This window comes from Kribbibacterium absianum, from assembly GCF_030067705.1.
Taxonomy (GTDB): domain Bacteria; phylum Actinomycetota; class Coriobacteriia; order Coriobacteriales; family Atopobiaceae; genus Kribbibacterium; species Kribbibacterium absianum.
Genome location: NZ_JASJEX010000003.1, coordinates 418,813 through 439,348 on the forward strand (window position 1 = coordinate 418,813; position 20,536 = coordinate 439,348).

General features: G+C 67.8%; 21 protein-coding genes. 14 read left to right on the top strand and 7 right to left on the bottom strand.

Annotation, left to right across the window (positions count from 1 at the left end):
- The first annotated feature begins 1 nt into the window (after position 1).
- The 5 genes from QJ043_RS07695 (at position 2) to nth (ending at position 3,655) form a co-directional block, all read left to right on the top strand.
- A complete protein-coding gene (locus QJ043_RS07695) occupies positions 2-868 on the top strand; it encodes a bifunctional 5,10-methylenetetrahydrofolate dehydrogenase/5,10-methenyltetrahydrofolate cyclohydrolase (RefSeq protein ID WP_283713080.1) in 867 nt (288 codons plus the stop codon).
- 27 nt (positions 869-895) lie between these two features.
- The gene (gene folE / locus QJ043_RS07700) at positions 896-1,462 is read left to right on the top strand and encodes a GTP cyclohydrolase I FolE (protein WP_283713081.1); all 567 of its coding nucleotides are present in this window, start codon (positions 896-898) and stop codon (positions 1,460-1,462) included.
- A 59-nt stretch (positions 1,463-1,521) separates the two neighbouring features.
- A complete protein-coding gene (locus tag QJ043_RS07705) occupies positions 1,522-2,295 on the top strand; it encodes a formate/nitrite transporter family protein (protein ID WP_283713082.1) in 774 nt (257 codons plus the stop codon).
- Between the two features lie 46 nt (positions 2,296-2,341).
- Positions 2,342-2,761 carry a 6-pyruvoyl trahydropterin synthase family protein gene (locus tag QJ043_RS07710; RefSeq protein ID WP_283713084.1) on the top strand — a complete coding sequence of 140 codons (420 nt, stop codon included), beginning with the start codon at positions 2,342-2,344 and terminating at the stop codon, positions 2,759-2,761.
- 234 nt (positions 2,762-2,995) lie between these two features.
- Positions 2,996-3,655 carry an endonuclease III gene (nth, locus tag QJ043_RS07715; protein ID WP_283713085.1) on the top strand — a complete coding sequence of 220 codons (660 nt, stop codon included), beginning with the start codon at positions 2,996-2,998 and terminating at the stop codon, positions 3,653-3,655.
- Here nth and QJ043_RS07720 read toward each other — a convergent pair.
- Entirely contained in the window at positions 3,652-4,203 is a 552-nt protein-coding gene (locus QJ043_RS07720; RefSeq protein ID WP_283713086.1) for a hypothetical protein, read from the bottom strand. The genes nth and QJ043_RS07720 overlap by 4 nt on opposite strands.
- A gap of 139 nt (positions 4,204-4,342) precedes the next feature.
- Here QJ043_RS07720 and thrS point away from each other — a divergent pair, with 139 nt between their 5' ends.
- Complete coding sequence (thrS, locus tag QJ043_RS07725; RefSeq protein WP_283713088.1) at positions 4,343-6,274, top strand: threonine--tRNA ligase; 1,932 nt, start codon at positions 4,343-4,345, stop codon at positions 6,272-6,274.
- Positions 6,275-6,370: 96 nt separating this feature from the next.
- Here the strand turns inward: thrS and QJ043_RS07730 are convergent, their stop codons facing one another.
- Positions 6,371-6,949, bottom strand: a complete 579-nt coding sequence (locus QJ043_RS07730) for an STM3941 family protein (protein ID WP_283713089.1) — start codon at positions 6,947-6,949, stop codon at positions 6,371-6,373.
- Between the two features lie 135 nt (positions 6,950-7,084).
- Between QJ043_RS07730 and QJ043_RS07735 the strand changes: the two genes are divergently transcribed.
- Complete coding sequence (locus QJ043_RS07735; protein WP_283713091.1) at positions 7,085-7,510, top strand: hypothetical protein; 426 nt, start codon at positions 7,085-7,087, stop codon at positions 7,508-7,510.
- A gap of 71 nt (positions 7,511-7,581) precedes the next feature.
- Here the strand turns inward: QJ043_RS07735 and QJ043_RS07740 are convergent, their stop codons facing one another.
- The gene (locus tag QJ043_RS07740; protein WP_283713092.1) at positions 7,582-8,043 is read right to left on the bottom strand and encodes a threonine/serine exporter family protein; all 462 of its coding nucleotides are present in this window, start codon (positions 8,041-8,043) and stop codon (positions 7,582-7,584) included.
- Positions 8,028-8,924 (bottom strand): threonine/serine exporter family protein, encoded by an 897-nt coding sequence (locus QJ043_RS07745; RefSeq protein ID WP_283713093.1) that lies wholly within the window; start codon positions 8,922-8,924, stop codon positions 8,028-8,030. Before QJ043_RS07745 ends, QJ043_RS07740 begins: the two co-directional genes overlap by 16 nt.
- A 186-nt stretch (positions 8,925-9,110) precedes the next feature.
- On the opposite strand from QJ043_RS07745, the gene QJ043_RS07750 reads away from it, so the two are divergent.
- The 5 genes from QJ043_RS07750 (at position 9,111) to QJ043_RS07770 (ending at position 15,375) form a co-directional block, all read left to right on the top strand.
- Entirely contained in the window at positions 9,111-10,415 is a 1,305-nt protein-coding gene (locus QJ043_RS07750) for a Y-family DNA polymerase (protein ID WP_283713094.1), read from the top strand.
- Entirely contained in the window at positions 10,408-10,677 is a 270-nt protein-coding gene (locus tag QJ043_RS07755) for a hypothetical protein (RefSeq protein ID WP_283713095.1), read from the top strand. The genes QJ043_RS07750 and QJ043_RS07755 overlap by 8 nt, the downstream gene beginning before the upstream one ends.
- 78 nt (positions 10,678-10,755) lie before the next feature.
- Entirely contained in the window at positions 10,756-11,592 is an 837-nt protein-coding gene (locus QJ043_RS07760) for a PLP-dependent transferase (protein WP_283713097.1), read from the top strand.
- 307 nt (positions 11,593-11,899) lie between these two features.
- Positions 11,900-14,536 carry a bifunctional acetaldehyde-CoA/alcohol dehydrogenase gene (gene adhE, locus QJ043_RS07765; protein WP_283713098.1) on the top strand — a complete coding sequence of 879 codons (2,637 nt, stop codon included), beginning with the start codon at positions 11,900-11,902 and terminating at the stop codon, positions 14,534-14,536.
- 95 nt (positions 14,537-14,631) lie between these two features.
- Entirely contained in the window at positions 14,632-15,375 is a 744-nt protein-coding gene (locus QJ043_RS07770) for a phosphotransferase family protein (protein WP_283713099.1), read from the top strand.
- 78 nt (positions 15,376-15,453) lie between these two features.
- Here QJ043_RS07770 and QJ043_RS07775 read toward each other — a convergent pair whose 3' ends face one another.
- The 3 genes from QJ043_RS07775 to QJ043_RS07785 are packed head-to-tail and all read right to left on the bottom strand — an operon-like array spanning position 15,454 to position 17,705.
- Complete coding sequence (locus tag QJ043_RS07775) at positions 15,454-15,957, bottom strand: dihydrofolate reductase (protein ID WP_283713101.1); 504 nt, start codon at positions 15,955-15,957, stop codon at positions 15,454-15,456.
- Between the two features lie 25 nt (positions 15,958-15,982).
- Positions 15,983-16,831, bottom strand: a complete 849-nt coding sequence (thyA, locus tag QJ043_RS07780; RefSeq protein ID WP_283713102.1) for a thymidylate synthase — start codon at positions 16,829-16,831, stop codon at positions 15,983-15,985.
- A gap of 25 nt (positions 16,832-16,856) precedes the next feature.
- Positions 16,857-17,705 carry a hypothetical protein gene (locus QJ043_RS07785; protein ID WP_283713103.1) on the bottom strand — a complete coding sequence of 283 codons (849 nt, stop codon included), beginning with the start codon at positions 17,703-17,705 and terminating at the stop codon, positions 16,857-16,859.
- Between the two features lie 70 nt (positions 17,706-17,775).
- Here QJ043_RS07785 and QJ043_RS07790 point away from each other — a divergent pair, with 70 nt between their 5' ends.
- Both QJ043_RS07790 and QJ043_RS07795 read left to right on the top strand, forming a co-directional pair.
- Complete coding sequence (locus tag QJ043_RS07790; protein WP_283713104.1) at positions 17,776-18,294, top strand: DNA-deoxyinosine glycosylase; 519 nt, start codon at positions 17,776-17,778, stop codon at positions 18,292-18,294.
- 75 nt (positions 18,295-18,369) lie between these two features.
- Positions 18,370-20,493 (top strand): GNAT family N-acetyltransferase, encoded by a 2,124-nt coding sequence (locus tag QJ043_RS07795; protein WP_283713105.1) that lies wholly within the window; start codon positions 18,370-18,372, stop codon positions 20,491-20,493.
- Positions 20,494-20,536 lie beyond the last annotated feature (43 nt).

The following is a 20,536-nucleotide window of genomic DNA, read 5'->3' on the forward strand; positions in this document are numbered from 1 at the left end:
CGTGGAGGAGCCCATTGCGACCCTGCTGTTGGGCAAGCCGGTGGCAGATGCGCTGACCCAACGGGTGGCGGCCCGCGTGCGGCTGCTGCGCGAACAAGGCACCGTGCCAGGCCTCGCGATTGTCCGCGTGGGCGACGCCCCGTCCGACCTCTCCTACGAGCGTGCGGCGCTCAAGCGGTGCGAGGCCGTGGGCATCGAGGCGTGCGTCGTCGCGCTGCCGGCGGACGTGTCCCAACGGGAGCTGCTCGACGCCATCGACCAGGTCAACGCCGACAACGGCATCCACGGATGCCTGTTGTTGCGCCCGCTGCCCCCGCACGTGGACGAGGCGATGGCGTGTGAGCGTCTGGACCCCGCCAAGGACGTGGACGGCGTTACGATGGCGTCGCTCGCGGGGGTGTTCTCGGGACGCCCTGTGGGCTTCGCTCCCTGCACGGCCGAGGCTGTGATGCGTGTGCTGGGGCATCACCAGGTGCCACTGGACGGCGCGAACGTCACGGTGGTGGGGCGCTCGCTCGTGGTGGGCCGGCCGGTCTCGGCGCTGCTCCAGGCCAAGAACGCCACGGTGACGATGTGCCACAGCCACACGCGCGACCTGGCGGCCAGCTGCCGTGCGGCGGACGTCGTCGTGGTGGCGGCGGGGCGCCCGGGACTGCTCGGCAAAGAGGCCGTCCGAGCAGGGCAGGTGGTGATTGACGTGGGCACCAACTGGGACGACGAGGCGGGCCGTCTGACAGGCGACGTGGCCTTTGACGAGGTCGCGCCCCTTGTGAGCGCCATCACGCCCGTGCCGCGCGGTGTGGGCTCGGTGACAACGGCCGTGTTGGCGGACCACGTGGTGACGGCGGCGGAGCGATCGGCCCGATAGCGCGGGCACTGGCAGAGAGGAGCCGCGATGGCGGTGGACAGGCCAAGGGTCGAGGCAGCGGTGCGTGAGCTGCTGTTGGCCGTGGGGGAGGACCCGGACCGTCCGGGCCTGCAGGGCACGCCGGACCGCGTGGCGCGAGCCTGCGAGGAGGTCTTCGGCGGCCTCACGGAGGACCCCGGCGCGCACTTGCGCACGCAGTTCCAGGAGGAGCGCAACCAGGAGATGGTGATCGTGCGCGACATCCCGTTCGCGTCCATGTGCGAGCACCACCTGCTGCCGTTTGTGGGAAGCGCGAGCGTGGCGTACATCCCGCGCGACGGCCGCATCACCGGCCTTTCGAAGATCGCGCGCTGCGTGGACGGCTTTGCGCGGCGCCCGCAGCTGCAGGAGCGCCTGACCTCGCAGATCGCGGACGCGATGGTGCGCGAGCTGGACCCCTTGGGCGTTTTGGTGGTGGTGGAGGCCGAGCACACCTGCATGACCATCCGCGGCATTCGCAAACCCGGCGCCCGCACGGTGACATCGGCGGTGCGCGGCGGCTTCAAGAACGACCCCAAGACCCGCGAGGAGGCCCTGCGCCTCCTCAGCGCATGAGAGCGATCGAGACACTTCACTCTCAGTGAACTGTCTCACGAGACGACACGGGAGGCCCCATGGCAGAACCGATGCCCACACCCGCCCAGATTGAGCAGCGCGCCGAGGCCGCAGGCACGAGCAAGGCGACGATGCCCCTTGGCCGCACCTGGGTGCTGGCGATGATGGCAGGCCTTTTCATCGGCCTGGGCGCGGCCTTTATGGTGCTCGTGAAGTCGGACGCATCGTTGGGCTTCGCCGCGTCCTCCGTGCTGGGGGGCCTGTGCTTCTCGGTGGGTCTGTTCTGCGTGCTCACGGCCGGAGCGGAGCTGTTCACCGGCAACTCGCTCATGGTGTGCGGGCTTCTCTCGCGCCGTTACGGCTGGGCGCGGCTGTTGCGCAGCTGGGGCCTGGTGTGGCTTGGCAATCTGGCGGGGTCTCTGGTGCTGGTGGGTCTCTTGCTGGTCGCGGACTTCGGTTCGCTCAACGGGGGCGCCGTGGCGCAAACGGCGGCAACGATCGCGGCGACCAAGGCCGGCCTGCCATTGGGCACCGTGTTCGGCCGCGCCGTGCTCTGCAACCTCTTGGTCTGCGTGGCCGTGTGGATGGGCTTCGCCGCCACCAGCGTGCCGGGCAAGCTCTGCTGCGCCGTGATGCCGGTGATGGCCTTTGTGGCCTGCGGTTTCGAGCACTGCGTGGCCAACATGGCTTTTTTGCCCTACGGCATGGCGTGCGCCGGCACCTGGGACTGGGCGGGGCTGCTTGGCAATCTGGCCGTCTCGACGCTGGGGAACCTAGCGGGCGGCGTGGTGCTGGTGGGGTGCGCCTATTGGCTGGCGTATCGCGACGCATAGGGGCTCGCGGCAGGGTTCACGCGAAGCTTAGGAACAGGAGGCGCCAATGTACGGCCTTAAGACTGAGAGCTGCTTCGATTCCGCGCACTTTTTGACGGACTACCACGGCAAATGCGAGAACCTCCACGGCCACCGTTGGCGCGTTGTGGTGTATCTGCGCCAAGAGGAGCTGGGCATCGAGGGCACCGAGCGCGACATGGTGCTGGACTTTGGCGCGTTTAAACGCGAGGTGCGGGCGCTCACGGAGTCGCTGGACCACACCTTCCTGGTGGAGGAGGGGTCGCTCAAACCCGCCACCATCGCCGCGCTGAAGGATGAGGGGTTCTCCCTCACGGTGCTGCCCTTCCGCACCACGGCCGAGAACCTTGCGAGATGGTTCTTCGACCAGCTGGCGGCCAAGGGGCTCCCGGTGAGCCAGGTGGACGTCTACGAGACGCCGCTCAACTGCGCGACGTACCTGAGGTAACAAACCCCAACCCTCGTTGCGAAGCGCTCCCAGAGCGGTTTCAAACGAGGGTTGGGGGTTTCGGACGCATGGCACCTACCCCCAGCCCTCGCTCTCGGGCCCTTTTGAGGAGCACCTAACGAGGCTTGGGGGTTGATGGGGTCCGACTGTGCCCCCAACCCCGGCTGGAACCTGCCAAAATGGGCTGGCACATCACGGTTTGGGTGGCGTCGGCCGCCGAGAAAGGACCCCTCCATGCCCCGAGAGCTTAAGGCCGACAAGGTCGCCCGCGCCGCCGCCATCGAGGAGCGGCTCTTCGAGGTCTACGGGGAGGGCAAAGCGTCCCTCGAGTACGAGAACCCCTTCCAGCTGACGGTCGCCGTGGTGCTTTCGGCGCAATGCACGGACGCGGCCGTCAACAAGGTGACGCCGAAGATCTGGGAGCGCTGGCCGGAACCTGCGGACCTGGCGGCCGCCGACATCGCCGACATCGAGGACACGATTCACAGCCTGGGCTTCTTCCGATCCAAGGCCCAAAAACTCCAGGCGCTGGCGCAGATGTGCGTCGCCGAGTACGACGGCACCGTGCCGCACGACATCGACGAGCTGCAGAGACTCCCCGGCGTGGGCCGCAAGACCGCCAACTGCGTGATGTGCGAGGCCTTCAGGGACCCTCAGGGCATCGCGGTGGACACGCACGTGTTCCGCATCTCGCACCGGTTGAAGCTCGTGGGCCCTTCGGCCGACACGCCGGAAAAGGTGGAGGCACAGCTCATGCGGCTGTACCCGCGGCGCGACTGGCAGTTCCTGAACCACCAGCTCGTATGGTTCGGCCGCGAGACGTGCAGCGCCCGCAACCCCAAGTGCGGGGCCTGCCCCATCGCGGACCTGTGCCCGAGTGCCGGCTTGGTCTAGAGCACCATCGCCAGGATCAGCAGCACCAGCACGAGCACCACGCCCACACAGAGCAGCCCCAACGCCACGAGCATCAAGATGCGAACGGTGCGCAGTGCGCCCTCCTGCGCGTCGTGTGCCGCCTTTGCCTGCGCTGCCAGCGATTTCTGGGCGGCGACCACATGGGCCGCCAGCTGCGTTTTCGACGTGAACGCGAGCCCTGCCGCGTTGAGCACCTCGCTCGGGTTCGCGACCGCGGGCGCCGAGCTGCCCATGCCGCTCACCACGCACAGGATTGCCGCCGCGAGAAGGCACAATAGTGCGGCCGCCATCACGCCGAGCACAGCAATCGCGGGCCACTCGGGCGCCAGCGCCGCGACGCTCGGCACCGTCGCCAGCACCGTCGCCACGCCCAGCGAGGCGATGCCGCTCAGCAGCCGCGCGGCATCACAACGCAGCCCGCGCCCGCGGGCGTTCTCGGCGTCCAGCGCCCGGTCGGCCGCGCAGAGGGCCCGCTCGGCCGCCAAGCCCTCGGGGGTCTCGGTCGGCCTGTTCTTCTTCTTGCTCACAACGGGTCCCTTCTTTCGTGCCGGCTCCTCGAATTCCTGAGGTTACTACCCGCGCGCCGCTCATCGGGCGCCCATGAGGGGTAGGCTGGTTCAGTCCATCCGGCCATCGTAAGGCCGACGATAGAAAGGGAAACCACCCATGTCAGACCAGATTCACGTGTCCCTGCCCGATGGCTCCGCCAAAGAGGTCCCGACCGGCGCCACCTGCGCCGACGTGGCCGCGGCCATCGGCGCCGGGCTGTCCAAGGCGGCCCTCGCGGCCCGGGTCAACGGCGAGCTTTGTGACCTCGCGACCCCGGTGCGCGACGGCGACGCGGTGGCCATCGTCACGCCTAAGGACCCGCAGGGCGTCGAGGTCCTGCGCCACTCCACCGCGCACATCATGGCGGAGGCGGTCGAGGAGCTCTTCAGCGACGTCAAGCTGGGCATCGGCCCGGACATCGAGAACGGCTTCTACTACGACTTCCGCACCCCCGACTCCATCTCCAGCGACGACTTCCCGCGCATCGAGGAGCGCATGCGCGCCATCATCCGCGAGAACCAGCCCTTCGTGCGCGAGGTCGTGAACCGCGCGGACGCAGAGAAGCTCTTTGCGGACCAGCCGCTCAAGCTCGAGCTGCTCGGCGACATCCCCGAGGGCGACGACGTCACCGTCTACCGCCACGGCGACCACGTCGAGCTCTGCCGCGGGCCCCACGTGCCCTCCGCCGGCAAGGTCCCGGCGGACAGCTGGGAACTCTCCAAGGTGGCCGGGGCCTATTGGAAGGGCGACGCCGAGAACGAGATGCTCCAGCGCGTCTATGGCGTCGAGTTTGCCACCAAGAAGGAGCTCAAGGCCTACAACCACATGATGGAAGAGGCCAAGAAGCGCGACCACCGCATCCTGGGGCCCAAGCTCGGGCTCTTCGAGCTCATGGACGAGGTGGGCCCCGGCCTGCCCCTCTTTTTGCCCAACGGCGCGCGCGTGGTGCGCACCATGCAGGAGTGGCTGCGCAAGCAGCTCTACGAGCGGGGCTACCAGGAGGTCATCACCCCGCACGTGTACAAGTCCGATGTCTGGAAGACCTCTGGACATTACGACTTTTATAAAGAGAACATGTACTTCTTCAACATCAACGAGGGCACCGACGAGGAGCCCAAGCTGTCGGAGTTCGGCGTCAAGCCGATGAACTGCCCCGGCCACGTGCTGCTCTACAAGAGCCGCCTGCACAGCTACCGCGACCTGCCGCTGCGCTACTTCGAGTTCGGCACCGTGTACCGCCACGAGCTGTCCGGCGCCGTGCACGGCCTGTTCCGCGCCCGCGGCTTCACCCAGGACGACGCGCACGTGTTCTGCCGCGAGGACCAGGTGGTGGACGAGGTCGAGGCCATCATGGACCTCGTCGACATCATCATGGGCACCTTCGACCTGGAGTACTCGGCGGAGATCTCCACCCGCCCGGCGCACTCCATCGGCACGGACGAGATGTGGGAGAAGGCCGAGGCGTTCCTCAAGGAGGCGCTCGAGCGTCGTGGCATGGCCTACGACATCAACGAGGGCGACGGCGCGTTCTACGGCCCGAAGATCGACATCAAGGTCAAGGACTCCATCGGGCGCACCTGGCAGTGCTCCACCATCCAGGTGGACTTCAACCTGCCGGAGCGCTTCGACATCACCTACCGCACGGCCGACAACACCGTCGAGCGCCCGTGGATGCTGCACCGCGCGATCTTTGGCTCCATCGAGCGCTTCCTCGGCATCCTGATCGAGAACTACGCGGGCGCGCTCCCGCTGTGGCTGGCGCCGGTCCAGGCCGTCGTGGTCCCCATCACCGACCGTCACCTGGAGTACGCGGAGGACGTCGCCAAGCGCCTGCGTGCCGTGGGCGGCCGCGTCGAGGTGGCCTCGCAGTCCGAGCCCATGCGCGCGAAGATCGCGAAGGCCCAGGACCAGAAGATCCCGTACATGCTGGTCGTGGGCGACAAGGAGGCCGAGGACGACACCGTTTCCGTGCGCGAGCGCTTCGAGGGAGACCAAGGCGCGCGTCCGGTGGAGGAGTTCGTGAAGGTGCTGGCCGCCGCTCAGGTGTAGTGGACATCGGTAATCAAGCTACCTGCAAAAATGCTCCGTCCCCCTTTGCAGCTGCAATGGGGGACGGAGCATTTTTGCAGGTCGTTGCAGGGCTGATTACACCGGCACCACTTGTCCGAGGCCCTTCTTCTCGGACTTGAACTTCTTGGGGCCCTTCACGAGCTTCTTGCGATGCTGCCGCACCGCGTCGAGCGCCTCGTCCACGGTGTAGTTGCCGGGGAAGGACGCGACCGCGATCTCGAGCACCGGCAGCCCCTGGCGCTGGCGCGACTCGATGGCGGAGCGCATGAGGGGGTGCCGCTCGGCGAAGCCCTCGGGGTCCTTGAGGTCGATCACCAAGTAGTGGCCGAGGCGCACCCGCAGGTCGTACACCCCTTTGATGTCGTCCCAGGGGATGAGCCCCGCGTCGAGCTGCGACGCGTGGTCCCAGATGCCGTCCTCGTCGATGACGAGCGCGTAGGGGTCGTCGGGCATCCGCTTGATGAAGAGGGCGAAGCACAGCGAGCCGGCCACCAGCCCGACGACCGGGCCCCAGACCAGCCAAGGGGCCGCGTCGTAGGAGCCGAGGTTGACCACGAGCAGCACGAGCGACGCCACGGCCACGGCGGCTCCGATGACGATGAAGATGCGGTTGCGGGCCTGCTCTTTCTTGATGCGGAAGGGTTGGGCTGCCATGGTGTTCCTCTCGGTCGATGTCTGAGGAACAGTGTAGCGACCTTTTCGAAAATTAGAGCGCTCTTTTGTCAGCGCTCGCGGTTTGCCGGCGAACGGTAGAATCAACGAGTCCGGAACCACTGCCAAGGAGACCTTATGAGCAAGTCCCAGAAGAAGTCCAGCGCGCCGCGCACCACCTACCGCTTCGACGACGAGACGATGGGGCTCGTCGAGAAGGTCGTCGACGCCACGCCGGACGACAACCTGCTCGCGCTCTACGATCCCGCGAGCGGTCTGGGCTACTTTGGGATCCCGGGGCCCCTGCTGAAGCGCAGCCTGGTGGGCGGCCGCGACTCCAAGCGCTACACCGTGCGGGCCAAGGACTTCGGCCGCGGCGTGGTGGGTCATGTGTACAAGGCCTGGATGCCGTCGCAGCACGCGGCGCTCGAGCACCTGGTGGAGGTCAACGACCGCGACGCCGCCGAGGGCGAGAAGAAGGACGAGAAGGAGTCCCTGCTCGACAAGGCCGTGGACGTCGCGGCGGAAGAGGGCGCCGCGACAATGGTGGACAGCGAGGAGTAGCCGCTCCGAAACGGGCGATCTGGTCGACACGTGAGGGGTCGGGGCGAGCGCGCGCCCGGCTCCTTTTTCGTTCAGAAGTGCCAGGTGTCCTTGCCGAGCTGTTTGAGGTGGCTCCACGAGTACGGCACGGCCGACACGATCAGCATGCCGAACAGCAGCATGCCCGCCACGGCCATCGCGGTCGCGCCCCATTCGAGGCCCTTGCTCCACTCGCCCACGAGGAACGCGCTCATCATGCGGTAGATGTCGCCGCCGGGGACGAGCGGGATCAGCGCCGGCGCCTGGAACATGATGACCGGCTCGTGTGTGAAGTGGCTCGCCGCCCACGCGGCCAGGCTGAAGACGACGGCGCCCACGAAGCTGGCCTCGGGCTCGCCGCCGCCGAGGTCCACCACGATTTGGTACGCCACGCAGCCGAGGGCCCCAACACCGCCGGCCAGCGCCAGCAGCAGGGGGCTCTGGATGTTGTAGATGAGCCCGAAGGCCCCGCAGATCAAAAACGCGCCGAATGCCGCGATCAAGAGGGAGACCATGTGAGCACCCCCGAGTAGTGCAGCACGATGGACGTGCCGATGGCGATGGAGACCCCCACCAGAAGCGCGACGGACAGCCGCGCCACACCGGAGAGGTAGTCGCCGGAGAGCGTGTCGAGCAGCGAGTTCGTGAACGTCATGCCGGGCACGAGGAGCATGAGGATGGGGATCAGCATCGACTCCATGTCCGTGGTGGGGAAGAAGCGGTGGAACAGCACGCAGACGCCCGTGGCCACGCCTGCCTGAACGATGATCCCCACATAGGGGTTGGGGAGCAGGCGGTCCGAGAGCAGCCCGGCGCCAAAGGTGGCGAGGGCGCCGACGGCCACCGCCGCGAAGGTGACCAGCATCGGCCCCGTGTAGCCGTAGAAGATCGCGCAGCCCAGGGCACCGACTGCCCAGGCGAGCGCCATCGTTCGGTTCCCGTGGAGCGGGGCGTTCTCGATGTTCTGGATCTCGGCCATCACCTGGTCGGGCGTCATCGGGTCCTTCTCGCAGCGGTGCGCCAGGTGCAGCGTCCGGGCCACGGCCCAGAGGTCGTGGCTCACGCTGTCGATGCGCACGATCTTCGTGACGGTGTCGTCGTCGGCCGTCACGCTGACGATGATGCCGGTGAGCGTCACGTAGGCGTTGCAGTCGTCGACGCCCTGGAACGTGCGGCCGAACCTCACCATCGTGTCCTCGACGGTCCGCACTTGGCAGCCGCTCACCAGAAGGATCGCGCCGCAGCGCAGGATGGCCTCCGCCACGGCGTAGGCCTGCTTGTTCATCTCGGCCTTTGAGAAGCCCGGCCGTCGGGCGTCGCTTTCGTCAAGGGCGGCCGCTGCTGCGTTGGGCGGCGGCGTGGGCGCCGACGGGGCGCCGGGTGCCGGTGTGGCCATGGCCCTCCCTAGATTGTCACGGTGTCGATTGGTCGGTACCCCGGTGCGGCGGGGAGTTTCGGCGCACCCCTTCCTCCGAGGCGGTCAGAGGATCCGTCCAAAGTCAAGGGCCCCGCAGCCGAACATCTGGGCCTATGCTACGAACAACAGTTTTTAGGAACACCAGTTCTTTTTGAGGAGGGGCGCATGGGGGCCACGCCGTGCTTCTGCTGCATCGACCTCAAAAGCTTCTATGCGAGCGTGGAGTGCGTGGAGCGCGGGCTGGACCCGCTCGCCACGCGCCTCGTGGTGGCGGACGCCTCGCGCACGGACCGCACCCTGTGCCTCGCCGTGTCGCCGCCGCTCAAGGCCCTTGGCATCAAGAACCGGTGCCGGCTCCACCAGATCCCGCGGGACGTGCCCTACCTGGTGGCCAAGCCGCGCATGCGCCTCTACATGCAGCGGTCGGCCGAGATCCACGGCATCTACCTGGAGCATTTCGCCGCAGAGGACGTGCACCCCTACTCGGTGGACGAGGCCTTCATCGACCTCACGGGCTACCAGCGCTACTACGGCGCCTCGGGGCTCGAGCTGGTCGAGCGGCTCCGGCGCGAGGTGTTGGAGCGCACGGGCATCACGGCCACGGTCGGCGTGGGCCCCAACCTCTTCCTGGCCAAGGTGGCGATGGACGTCGTGGCCAAGAAGAGCCCGGAGGGTGTGGCGGAGCTGGACGAGGAGTCCTTTCGGCGCGAGCTGTGGTTCCATCGGCCCATCACGGACATCTGGCGGGTGGGCCCGGGCATCGCGCGGCGCCTGGAGCGCTACGGCGTCCGCGACCTGGCCGGTGTGGCCGCGATGGACGAGCGGCTGCTCCTCGCGGAGTTGGGGCGCCCGGCCCGGCGCCTCATCAACCATGCCTGGGGGCAGGAGCCCTGCACGCTGGCCCAGGTCAAGGCCTATCGTCCCCAGGCCAGATCGCTCTGCAACGGCCAGACTCTGTGCCGCGACTACAGCCACGCCGAGGCCGCGCAGGTGCTTGGGGAGATGATCGACGAGAGCGTCTGGGACCTGGCCGGGGAGCGCCTCCTGTGCGGCTCGGTGTCGCTCCGGGTGGGCTATCAGGCGCCCCCTGGCTCTCAGGACCGCAGCCACCACTACCTTCACAGCGGGGGAGACCGGCGGCTGCCCCTGCTCACGGACCGCGCCTCCCTCATCAAAGGGGCTCTCCTCGACCTCTACGAAGAGACCACCTGGCGCGAGGTGCCGGTGCGGCGGCTCGTGTTGGCCCTGGGCGACGTGAGGCCGGCCGACGGCGTGGCGCGGCGCCTGTGGGAGCCGGGGCCGGGCGGCTGGACGAGCGCCGAGGGTGCGGAGCGCGAGCAGCGCCTGGAGCGCACGGTGGCGGCCGTGCGGCGTCGATACGGGCGCGACGCGCTGCTCAAGGCGACGAGCTACGAGCCCTGCTGCACGGCGCGGGAGCGGGCCCATCAAGTGGGAGGGCACCATGAGTGAGGAGAGGGGCCGGGGGTTCACGCCCTGCTGTTGTTCCAACGAGACCCGCGCGGCGCTGCTCGGCCCCGACGTCCCGCCTCACGAGCGGGAGCACCGGGCGCGCCTGTTGGCGCGCCTGGACGAGAAGGTGGCCCGGGAGGGCCGTTACCGAGCTCCCGAGGACCCCGACGGGGCCGTGCAGTTCCTGCCGTACAAGTCCCTCAAGGGGTGGGACCTGCTGGTCCGGGAGGAGGTGAGGCGAGCGAACGAGACCGAGCCCTAAGGGTGGCTGCCGGCGACGTGGGACGTCCGGGCGGCGTCGGCGCCCGTCTGCCCCGGGACTCCGGGTATAGTGCGACCTATGGACACTATCGACGTCATCACCCAGACCATCGGCCGTTGGCTCGGCAAGCGCTGTGCCCGCACGTGGCTCATCGCGCAGCCCGCCGACACGCTGCGCCCACGCCTCGCGACGGTGGGGCACGTGTCGGCGCCCACGCCGAGCATCGACCCCGGTGGCCTGAGCGTCACGGACCTCAAGGCCGCGAAGGGTCTGCTGGCCCCGGGCGAGTGCCTATGGGTGGAGAACAGCCTGGCGGGCCCCGTGACGTGCCCGGCCTGCGTACGTGGCGCGGACCTCGTGACCGACGACCTGGAGACGTTCCTCGGTCCCAATGCGCCCCTCACGGCGGTGTCGGTGAGCCCCGAGGGCCTGCGCAACCACGAGCTGACCGACATCCTGAACGCGCTGTCCCGCGAGTTCGCTCCCGGCCCGTCCCTGGTCGCCGTCCTTGGGTCCGCCCTGGAAAGCTATGACGCCCGCCAACACAAGCGATGCGACAACGCCCAGGTGCTGGCAGAGGACCTCGCCTGCCATCCGGCTGTCGCTCGCACGCTCTATCCGGGCCTCAAGCAGAGCCTGTCCCACGACGTGGCGGCCCGGGTGCTGGAAGGCGGCTTCGGCGCCTCCGTGGAGCTCGTGCCGGCGGCCGAGGAGCCGGGCGCCATCGTGGGCCGTGCGGCCGCACTCCAGACCGGGGGGCAGCGCACGGTGTCGACGCGCGTGATGCTCCAGCCGGTGTCGCCGGCCGACCAGGAGCGGCTCTCGTTGCCGCCGTTCGTCGTGCGCGTCGTCTGCGGCGACGAGGAGGCCCTCGCGCTCGTGATGTGGGCGGAGCCGCTGCTCGGTGCGGAATAGGGCCCAGCCCCCGTCAAAAACCAGAAGAATCCTGTCAGGTTCTTTGTATCAATGGGGGCCGTTCTTGCGGAGCACAGCGACCTTTGATCCAAAACTTGCGTTTCAAATGACCTCTGTTTGATAGCCAATTACATAAGTATCGGTATTGAAAACCTGTGAAGGAACGGGGATTACACCAGCTATGAACCAATAAGAATAAAGACGAGACCCCATCAGCAAGCTACAGAACGACCCATGCGCTAGCATGAGTGGCATTCATGGGGACGAGATGTCCCGCCAAGGTCACATCGACCAGATGGAGGTACGAATGGCAGACGCCACCCAGGAGGTGCTCGACACCGTCGAGACCATCGACAGTGTCGACGCCCTCAAGGCAGCGATCCAGGAGATGCGCACCGCTGAGGAGGTCTTCGCGACCTTCGACCAGGAGCAGGTGGACAAGATCTTCTACGAGGCCGCGATGGCCGCGAACAAGGCCCGCATCCCGCTGGCCAAGGACGCCGTGGAAGAGACCGGCATGGGCGTCGTGGAGGACAAGGTCATCAAGAACCATTACGCCTCCGAGTACATCTACAACGCCTACAAGGACACCAAGACCTGCGGCGTCATCGAGGAGGACATCGCCGGCGGCTACAAGGTCATCGCCGAGCCCATCGGCATCGTCGCCGCGGTCATCCCGACCACCAATCCCACCTCCACGGCCATCTTCAAGTGCCTGCTGGCCCTGAAGACGCGCAACGGCATCATCATCAGCCCGCACCCGCGCGCCAAGAAGTGCACCATCGACGCCGCCCGCATCGTGCGCGAGGCCGCCGAGGCCGCCGGCGCTCCCAAGGGCCTCATCCGCTGGATCGACCAGCCGACCCTCGAGCTCACCAACGAGCTGATGTCCGACGCGGACATCATCCTCGCCACCGGTGGCCCGGGCATGGTCAAGGCCGCCTACTCCTCCGGCAAGCCGGCCCTTGGCGTCGGCCCGGGCAACACCCCGGCCATCATCGACTCCACGGCCGACCTCAAGCTGGCCGTGAGCTCGATCCTCCACTCCAAGACCTTTGACAACGGCATGATCTGCGCCTCCGAGCAGTCGGTCATCGTGCTCGACGACATCTACGACGCGGTCAAGGACGAGTTCCAGAAGCGCGGCGCCTATTTCCTCAACCCCGAGGAGCTGGACAAGGTCCGCAAGACCATCATCATCAACGGCGCCCTCAACGCGAAGATCGTGGGCCAGCCGGCCTACAAGATCGCCGAGCTTGCCGGCGTGACCGTGCCGGAGAAGACCAAGGTCCTCATCGGCGAGGTGGAGTCCGTCGACCCCTCCGAGGAGTTCGCGCACGAGAAGCTCTCCCCGGTGCTCGCCATGTACCACGCCACGGACTTCGACGACGCCGTCGCGAAGGCGGAGCGCCTGGTCGCCGACGGCGGCTACGGCCACACCTCCTCCCTCTACGTGGACGTCAACGAGAAGGAGAAGCTCGACAAGCACCAGGCGGCCATGAAGACCTGCCGCATCCTCGTCAACACCCCGGCCTCCCAGGGCGGTATCGGTGACCTGTACAACTTCCGTCTCAAGCCCTCGATGACCCTGGGCTGCGGCAGCTGGGGCGGCAACTCCGTCTCGGAGAACGTGGGGGTGAAGCACTTGATCAACACCAAGTCGGTGGCCGTGCGCCAGGAGAACATGCTCTGGTACCGCACGCCCGAGAAGATCTACTTCAAGCGTGGCTGCCTGCCCACCGCCCTGGACGAGCTCAAGGACATGGGCAAGAAGCGCGTCTTCATCGTCACGGACCAGTTCCTCTACACGAGCGGGTTCAGCCGCCAGATCGAGGAGAAGCTCGACCAGCTCGGCATCATCCACGAGTCCTTCTGGGACGTCGCGCCCGACCCCACGCTGCAGTGCGCCCTTGAGGGCACGAAGCAGATGAAGGCCTTCGAGCCTGACTGCATCATCGCCCTCGGCGGCGGCTCCGCGATGGACGCGGCAAAGATCATGTGGGTCATGTACGAGAACCCGGACGTGCGCTTCGAGGACATGGCCATGGACTTCATGGACATCCGCAAGCGCATCTACCGCTTCCCGGAGATGGGCAAGAAGGCCTACTTCGTGGCCGTGCCGACCTCTTCCGGCACCGGCTCCGAGGTCACCCCGTTCGCGATCATCACCGACGCCGACACCGGCGTGAAGTGGCCGCTCGCCGACTACGAGCTGCTGCCGGACATGGCCGTCGTGGACGTCAACAACATGATGACCCAGCCCAAGGGCCTCACCGCCGCCTCCGGCATGGACGTCTTGACCCACGCGCTCGAGTCCCTCGTCTCCGTGATGGCGAGTGACTACACCAAGGCCAGCTCGCTCCAGGCCATCAAGCTCGTGTTCCAGTACCTGGCGCGCGCCTATGACGACGGTTCCGACCTCGAGGCCCGCGAGCACATGGCCAACGCCTCCTGCATGGCCGGCATCGCGTTCGCGAACGCGTTCCTCGGCGTGAACCACTCCATGGCCCACAAGCTCGGCGCCTTCCACCACCTGCCGCACGGTGTGGCCAACGCCGTCATCCTCACCCGCGTCATGCGCTACAACGCCGCCGACGTGCCGGTGAAGATGGGCACCTTCCCGCAGTACGCCTACCCGCAGGCCAAGGAGCGCTACGTCGAGGCCGCGCGCTACGTGGGCATCCAGGGCAAGGACGACAACGAGGTCTTCGAGAACTTCCTCAAGGCCATCGACGAGCTCGGCGCGCACGTGGGCATCAAGCCGACCATCGCCGATTACGGCGTGGACGAGACCTACTTCAACGACACGCTCGACAACATGGTGGAGCAGGCCTTCAACGACCAGTGCACCCCGGCCAACCCGCGCTACCCGTTGATGAGCGAGATCCGCGACCTCTACCTCGACGCCTTCTACGGCCGCGAGCCGAGCAGCTACGAGGACTAACCGTTCGGATGTGACGGACGGGCGCCCACGGGGGACGGGGCGCCCGTCCGTGAGCAGATTGCCCATGGAACCAGCTAAGACCTGAGGAGAGAACCATGGAAGAGGTCGTGACCCGCGGCAACAAGGTCGTCTATCGCGACGGCGACAGCCTGGTGAAGGTGTTCAACGACGCCAAGCCGGCGTCGGACGTCTTCAACGAGGCCCTCAACCTGGCCCGCGTGCAGGAGACGGGGATCAACACCCCGGACCCGGTGTCCGTGAGCCAGGTGGACGGCGATTGGGCCCTCGTGACCACCTTCATCCCCGGCCGGACGATGGCCGAGCTGATGGACGAGAACCCGGACAAGGAAGACCAGTACCTGATGCAGTTCGTGGACTTCCAGCTGGACATCCACGCGCACACGGCGCCGCTGCTGCAGCGCCAGAAGGACAAGTACACCCGCATGATCCAGAGCCTCACGGACGTGCTGGACGCCACCACGCGCTACGAGCTGGAGATGCGCCTGGACGGCATGCCCAACGAGACCCATGTGTGCCACGGCGACTACAACCCGAGCAATGTGATCGTGGCCGAGGACGGCACGTTGTACGCCTGTGACTGGGCCCATGCCACGCAGGGCTCCGGCGCCTGTGACGCCGCCATCAGCTACCTGCTCTTCGCGCTGACCTCCAAGGAGCGCGCGGAGAAGTACCTGGACCTCTACTGCAAGAAGTCCGACACCCCCAAGCAGATCGTCCGCACCTGGATGTCCATTGTGGCCGCGAGCGAGTTGTCGCGCCGCCGCCATGAGGCTGACGAGTTCCTGCTGCAGTGGGTCGATGTGGTGGACTACCAGTAGGAGCGCTTCCGTTGCACACGAAGGGGTGCCGTGCCCGGCCGGGCACGGCACCCCTTTTTCGTGGACAGGGACTGGGCCTCACATGAGCCGGCGGTAGGTCCGGAACTGGTACGGAACGCCCTCTTCCGTCACGCCGCCGTCCACGCAGCCGTCCAAGCGCCAGGCCGGGTGTGCGTCGAGGTCCGGGAACCACGCGTCAACCTCGGGGACCGCTACCTCGTTCATCGTCACCAGGCATTCGTCGCACAGGGGCAGCAGGCCCCGATACACGGACTCGCCGCCGAGGACCCACACGTCCTCGTCGTCGCGGAGCAACCGCTTCAGCGCCTTGATGCCCGGCGCGGTCTCCACGTTCTCCTGGGAGAAGCGCTCGTCGCGGGTCAGCACGAGGTTCCGCCGCCCCGGGAGCGCGCGGCCGCCGGGCAAGCTCTCAAGCGTCCGTCGGCCCATGATCACGGTGCCGCCCCAGGTGAGTTCTTTGAAGCGCCTCATGTCCGCTCTGTTGCGCACCGCAAGGTCCCCGTGGGCGCCGATGCCCCAGTCGTCGGAGACCGAGACGATGGCTCGGAAGCTCTTTGGCATGCGTCCTCCTCGGGATGTCCGATGGCTAGACCGCGATGGGTATGCCTTTGACCTGCGGACCGGTCTTGTAGCCCTCGACGATGAGGTCGTCGGTCGTGAAGTCGTAGAAGTTCGTGACCTCCGGATTGAGCGACACGTGCGGCGCGGGGAACTGCTCGCGGGTGATGAGCTCCTTCACGATGGGCACGTGCCGGTCGTAGATGTGCGCGTCCGCGATCACGTGGAGCAGCTCGCCCGGCACCATGCCCACGCTCTGGGCCACCATCATCAACAGGATCGCGTACTGGCACACGTTCCAGTTGTTCGCCGCGAGGATGTCCTGGCTGCGCTGGTTGAGCACGAGGTTCAGCACCAACGGGCCGCCGGGCTCGCCCTGCGTCACGTTGTAGGTGCAGCTGTAGGCGCAGGGGTAGAGGTTCATCTCGGAGAGGTCGGCGAAGGTGTAGGTGCTCGTGATGATGCGGCGCGAGAAGGGCGTGTGCTCGAGGTCGTAGAGCACCTTGTCCATCTGGTCCATGTCCCCTTGCGGGTAGTGCGACATCTGGCCGATCTGGTAGCCGTAGGCCTTGCCGATTGAGCCCGTCTCGTCCGCCCAGGCGTCCCAGATGTGGCTCTTGAGGTCGTGGATGTTGTTGGACTTCCGCTGGTAAATCCAGAGCACCTCGTCCATCGCGGACTTGAGGGCGGTGCGGCGCAGCGTGAGGGCCGGGAACTCCTCGCGCAGGTCGTAACGGGCCACCGCGCCGAACTTCTTGATGGTGTACGCGGGGGTGCCGTCCTCCCATCGGGGGCGCACAAGCTCGCCCTCGGTCGTGGTGCCGTGCTCGATGATGTCGGTGCACATATCGCAGAAGATCTGGTCGGCTCGGCTCACCGGGCCTCCTTTCCGGGGTGGGGCGTTAGCTCTGCTGCGCCGAGAGCGCCAGGGCGTTCAGCAAACAGGCCGCCCCGTCGTAGAGCAGGTCCTCGGTCGCGTCCTCGGCGTCCCGGGCGAAGCGGGAGCTCAGGGTCTGGGACCCCTCAACGGTCTTGATGGCCTCGGCCACGGCCGTCCAACGGTCGCTCACGTAGTCGGCGGCCTGGTTGAGGTCGTCGAGGAGCGCAGAGTCGGAGGTGTCGTTCGGCTTGGCGAGGGTCTGCGCGTCCTGGGCTGCCTGCTGGGCCTCTTTGCGAGCTGCGGCCAGGTCCTTCTCGGCGGCCTTCGCGTCGCCGGCGGTCAAGGCGCCCGCCGCCGTCGAGAGCAGCGACGTCGTGTCGGCCGACGCGCTCGCGTCGCGCGAGCAGAGGTTCTTCACGTACGCGCGCACGGACGTCGGCGCTCCCGCGTAATTCACGGCACTCACATAATCATTAAGGTTCTCAACACAGACCTCGCGAAGCGTCTCCGCTGCAGCGGCCTGGGTCAGCGTGCGCCCCGTGTCGTCCGTCGGAGTGCTCGAGTGCTGCTCGTCGAGCCAGTCGAGCCATTCGTCGCCGTAGCCGTACTCGTCGTCGTAGTCGAAGCCGTTGCCGTAGTCGTTTCCGAACGAGTCGTAATAGGAGTAGCCGTAGATGGCGTTCTCCGCGATGGTGCCGAGGCAGCCGCCGAGCGACGTGGACAAAAGGACGAGCACGCCGAGGCAGATGGCCGTGATGACATAGGCAAACGCGCCGCCCTTGTTGGCGGCGTGGTCGGTGGTGGCCGACGCGGACTCGATGGGAGGCTCGGCCTGGGGCGTCGGCTGCTTGGGGGTAGGCTGGGTGTTCATAGGGCTCCCTTGGGTCGGTCGGGCACAAGAGTCCCATCAGTGTAGGACACGTGAGAAACCGGGGGCGCCCATGGCCGAGCGACGAGAGGTGCTGCACCGGGTGGAGCCGATCTGGGCGCCCGATGCCCGCGTGCTCGTGCTCGGGACCATGCCGAGCCCGGCCTCGCGTGAGGCCGGGGTGCCCTACGCTCACCCTCACAACCGCTTCTGGCCGGTGCTCGCGGCGCTCTTCGGCGAGAAGGACCCGAAGGACGGCCCGGGGCGTCGAGCGCTGGCTCAGCGCCATCACGTGGCCCTGTGGGACGTGGTGGGCTCGTGCACCATCGAGGGGGCGAGCGACGCGTCCATCCGCGACGTGGTGCCGAACGACATCGCGGCATTCGTGGAGGGGACCGACATCGCCCACGTGGCTCTGACCGGCTCGACGGCTCTTCGTCTGTACGAGAGGGACCTGGCCGAGCGGGTGGGGCTGCCATACCGAGGCTTCCCCTCCACGAGCCCGGCCAATGCCCGCTGGCGGTTGCCCGAGCTCGTGGAGGCCTATCGTCCCGTGGCCGACTGGGCCACCGGCTCGAGCAACGGGCAGTAGCCCATTGCAATGTTGATGCGTTCCCACTGTGCGACAATCGAGGGCGACTGTGACGGGTCGGGAAGGGGAGCGCACGTGGGACGCACACGCTGGCACACGCCCGGTCGCGACTGGCCCCTCTCGGCGCCGGCGACGGACTTCCTGAAGGGCGCTCTCGAAGTGGAGCCCTCCTCCGACGGATGGGTGCGGCCTCAGCGGTTCACGGCCGCACAGCGCCGGGCCCTTGGCAGCTGCGCCGCGTGGCACCCGGCGCTGTACCGCCAGATGGCGGTGGCCACGGCCGGCGTGCGCCTCGAGCTGCGCACGGATGCGCAGGAGGTAGGTCTCGAGCTGTGGGTGGACGAGGAGCCCTCCGGCACGACGGCGCAGGTCGAGCTTGCGGACGGCGGTCCCTCGGATGACCCGCACGACGGCGTGTCGGCGGACGTGGACGGTCATCACGTCGGCGCGATGATGCCCCCGGCCGAGCCGGTGGAGCTGGTCGTGGACCTCAACGACGGCGTGAGCGCCGCACCGCTGCCGGGCATGGCACCGGTGCGGCAGGTGACGGTGTGGCTGCCCTGCCTGCGCGGTTGTCGCATTCGTCGGCTCTGGTCGGACGGCTCGCTGATGGAGCCCGTTGCCGCAGGGCGTTCGCTGCTCGTGGTGGGCGACTCGATTGCCCAGGGCTTCCTGGCTGGGGACCCGGCTGAGGCGTGGCCTGCGCGCGTCGCGCGCGACCAGGGGCTCGACCTGCTCAACCAGGGGCTCGGCGGCCAGGTGTTCCAGCCCACGGCGATGGCGGACCTGGCGTCCCACGTGGACCCCGAGCTGGTGTGGATCGGGCTCGGGGCCAACTACCGTTTCCAGCGTTGCGGCCACTCGGAGCTGGTGCGCGACGTGCACGGCGTGGTGGACTACGTGGTGCGCGCGTGGCCGGGGGCAACCGTCTTTGTGGCGAGCCCCACGTGCCATGACGAGGAGGCCTATCCATCCCATCCGCGTTCCTGCTGGGAGGCGGTGCCGCAGGTGCTCGCCGCCGAGGTGGCGCGGCACCCCGGCATGCACCTGGCCGACGGCGCGCGTCTCTTGGAGGACCGGCGCCGCTACTATGCCGACGCCGACCATCCGAGCCTGCGCGGGTCTCGGCTCATGGCGCTGAGGATCGGGCGCGTGCTCCGCGGCCAGCCGCCGATCGACACCCATGAGGCGCGGGCCCTCCGCATCGCCGAGCGCGAGGGCGACGCCGGACGGCTTCGCCGGCGGGCGGAAGAGGCCCAAGGCGAGCTGGAACTGACCGAGGTCGAACAGCCGGTCGCTGTGGACGGCGAGGGTCTCGTGCCGGAGAACGTCCGGCCCATCGACGTGGATGCGCTCGGCGCTCATGGCGGGAGCCCGACGGTGCCTATCGCGCCGGCGGTCACGCGGCAGGCGCCGGGGGCGGCCCCGTCTGTGTCGGACCTCGGTCGCCGCGGCGCCACCGCCCACGACATCGCCGCGCTCGTGGACCGTATCGCCGCCGGGCCGGCTTGGGACCGGCCGGTGGAGCAGGCCATCGTGCGCGGGCTGGGGGAAGTGGTGTTCGCCTCTCCGGGGTTCGCGATGGTGGAGCTGCCGGGCGGCGACGCGCTCATCTGGGGCGAGGACGCCGAGACGGCGCTCGAGGTGATGGCCACCCGGCCGCGACCCAAGATGGCCCTGTTCAGCAGCCCGGCGCTGATTGACGCCCTTGGCGCCGTGTACGAGGGGGTGGGGGAGCCCGAGTGGCACCGCATCGTCGCCTATGACAAGGACGAGCCCGTTGCGCTGCGCACGCCGATCGTCGTGGCCCCGCTCGGCCCTCAGGACCTGGCGCTCGTGCGGGACCACTACTCGCACCCGGAGTTCTTCTCCGACGAGCAGCTCACGGCGCGCCTGGAGGACGGCCGGGTGTTCGGGGGGTCGCTGCCGGACGGTCGCATGGTGGGGTTCATCGGGCTCCATGACGAGGGGTCGATGGGCATGCTCGAGGTGTTCCCCCGGCACCGGCGCAAGGGGTACGGCCGCGATTTGGAGGCGTGGCTCATCAACCGTCACCTGGAGCGGCGCGAGCTGCCCTGGGGCGAGGTGTTCGAGGAGAACGCCCCGTCGCTGGCCCTGCAGGAGGACCTCGGCCTCGTGGTCGGGCCGGCGCACAGGGCCGGCTTCATCGACTGCCGCCCCTGGGAGCAGCTGCGCTGACCACCCCGTGAGACACTTCAAAGAGACAGGACTGTCTCATCGC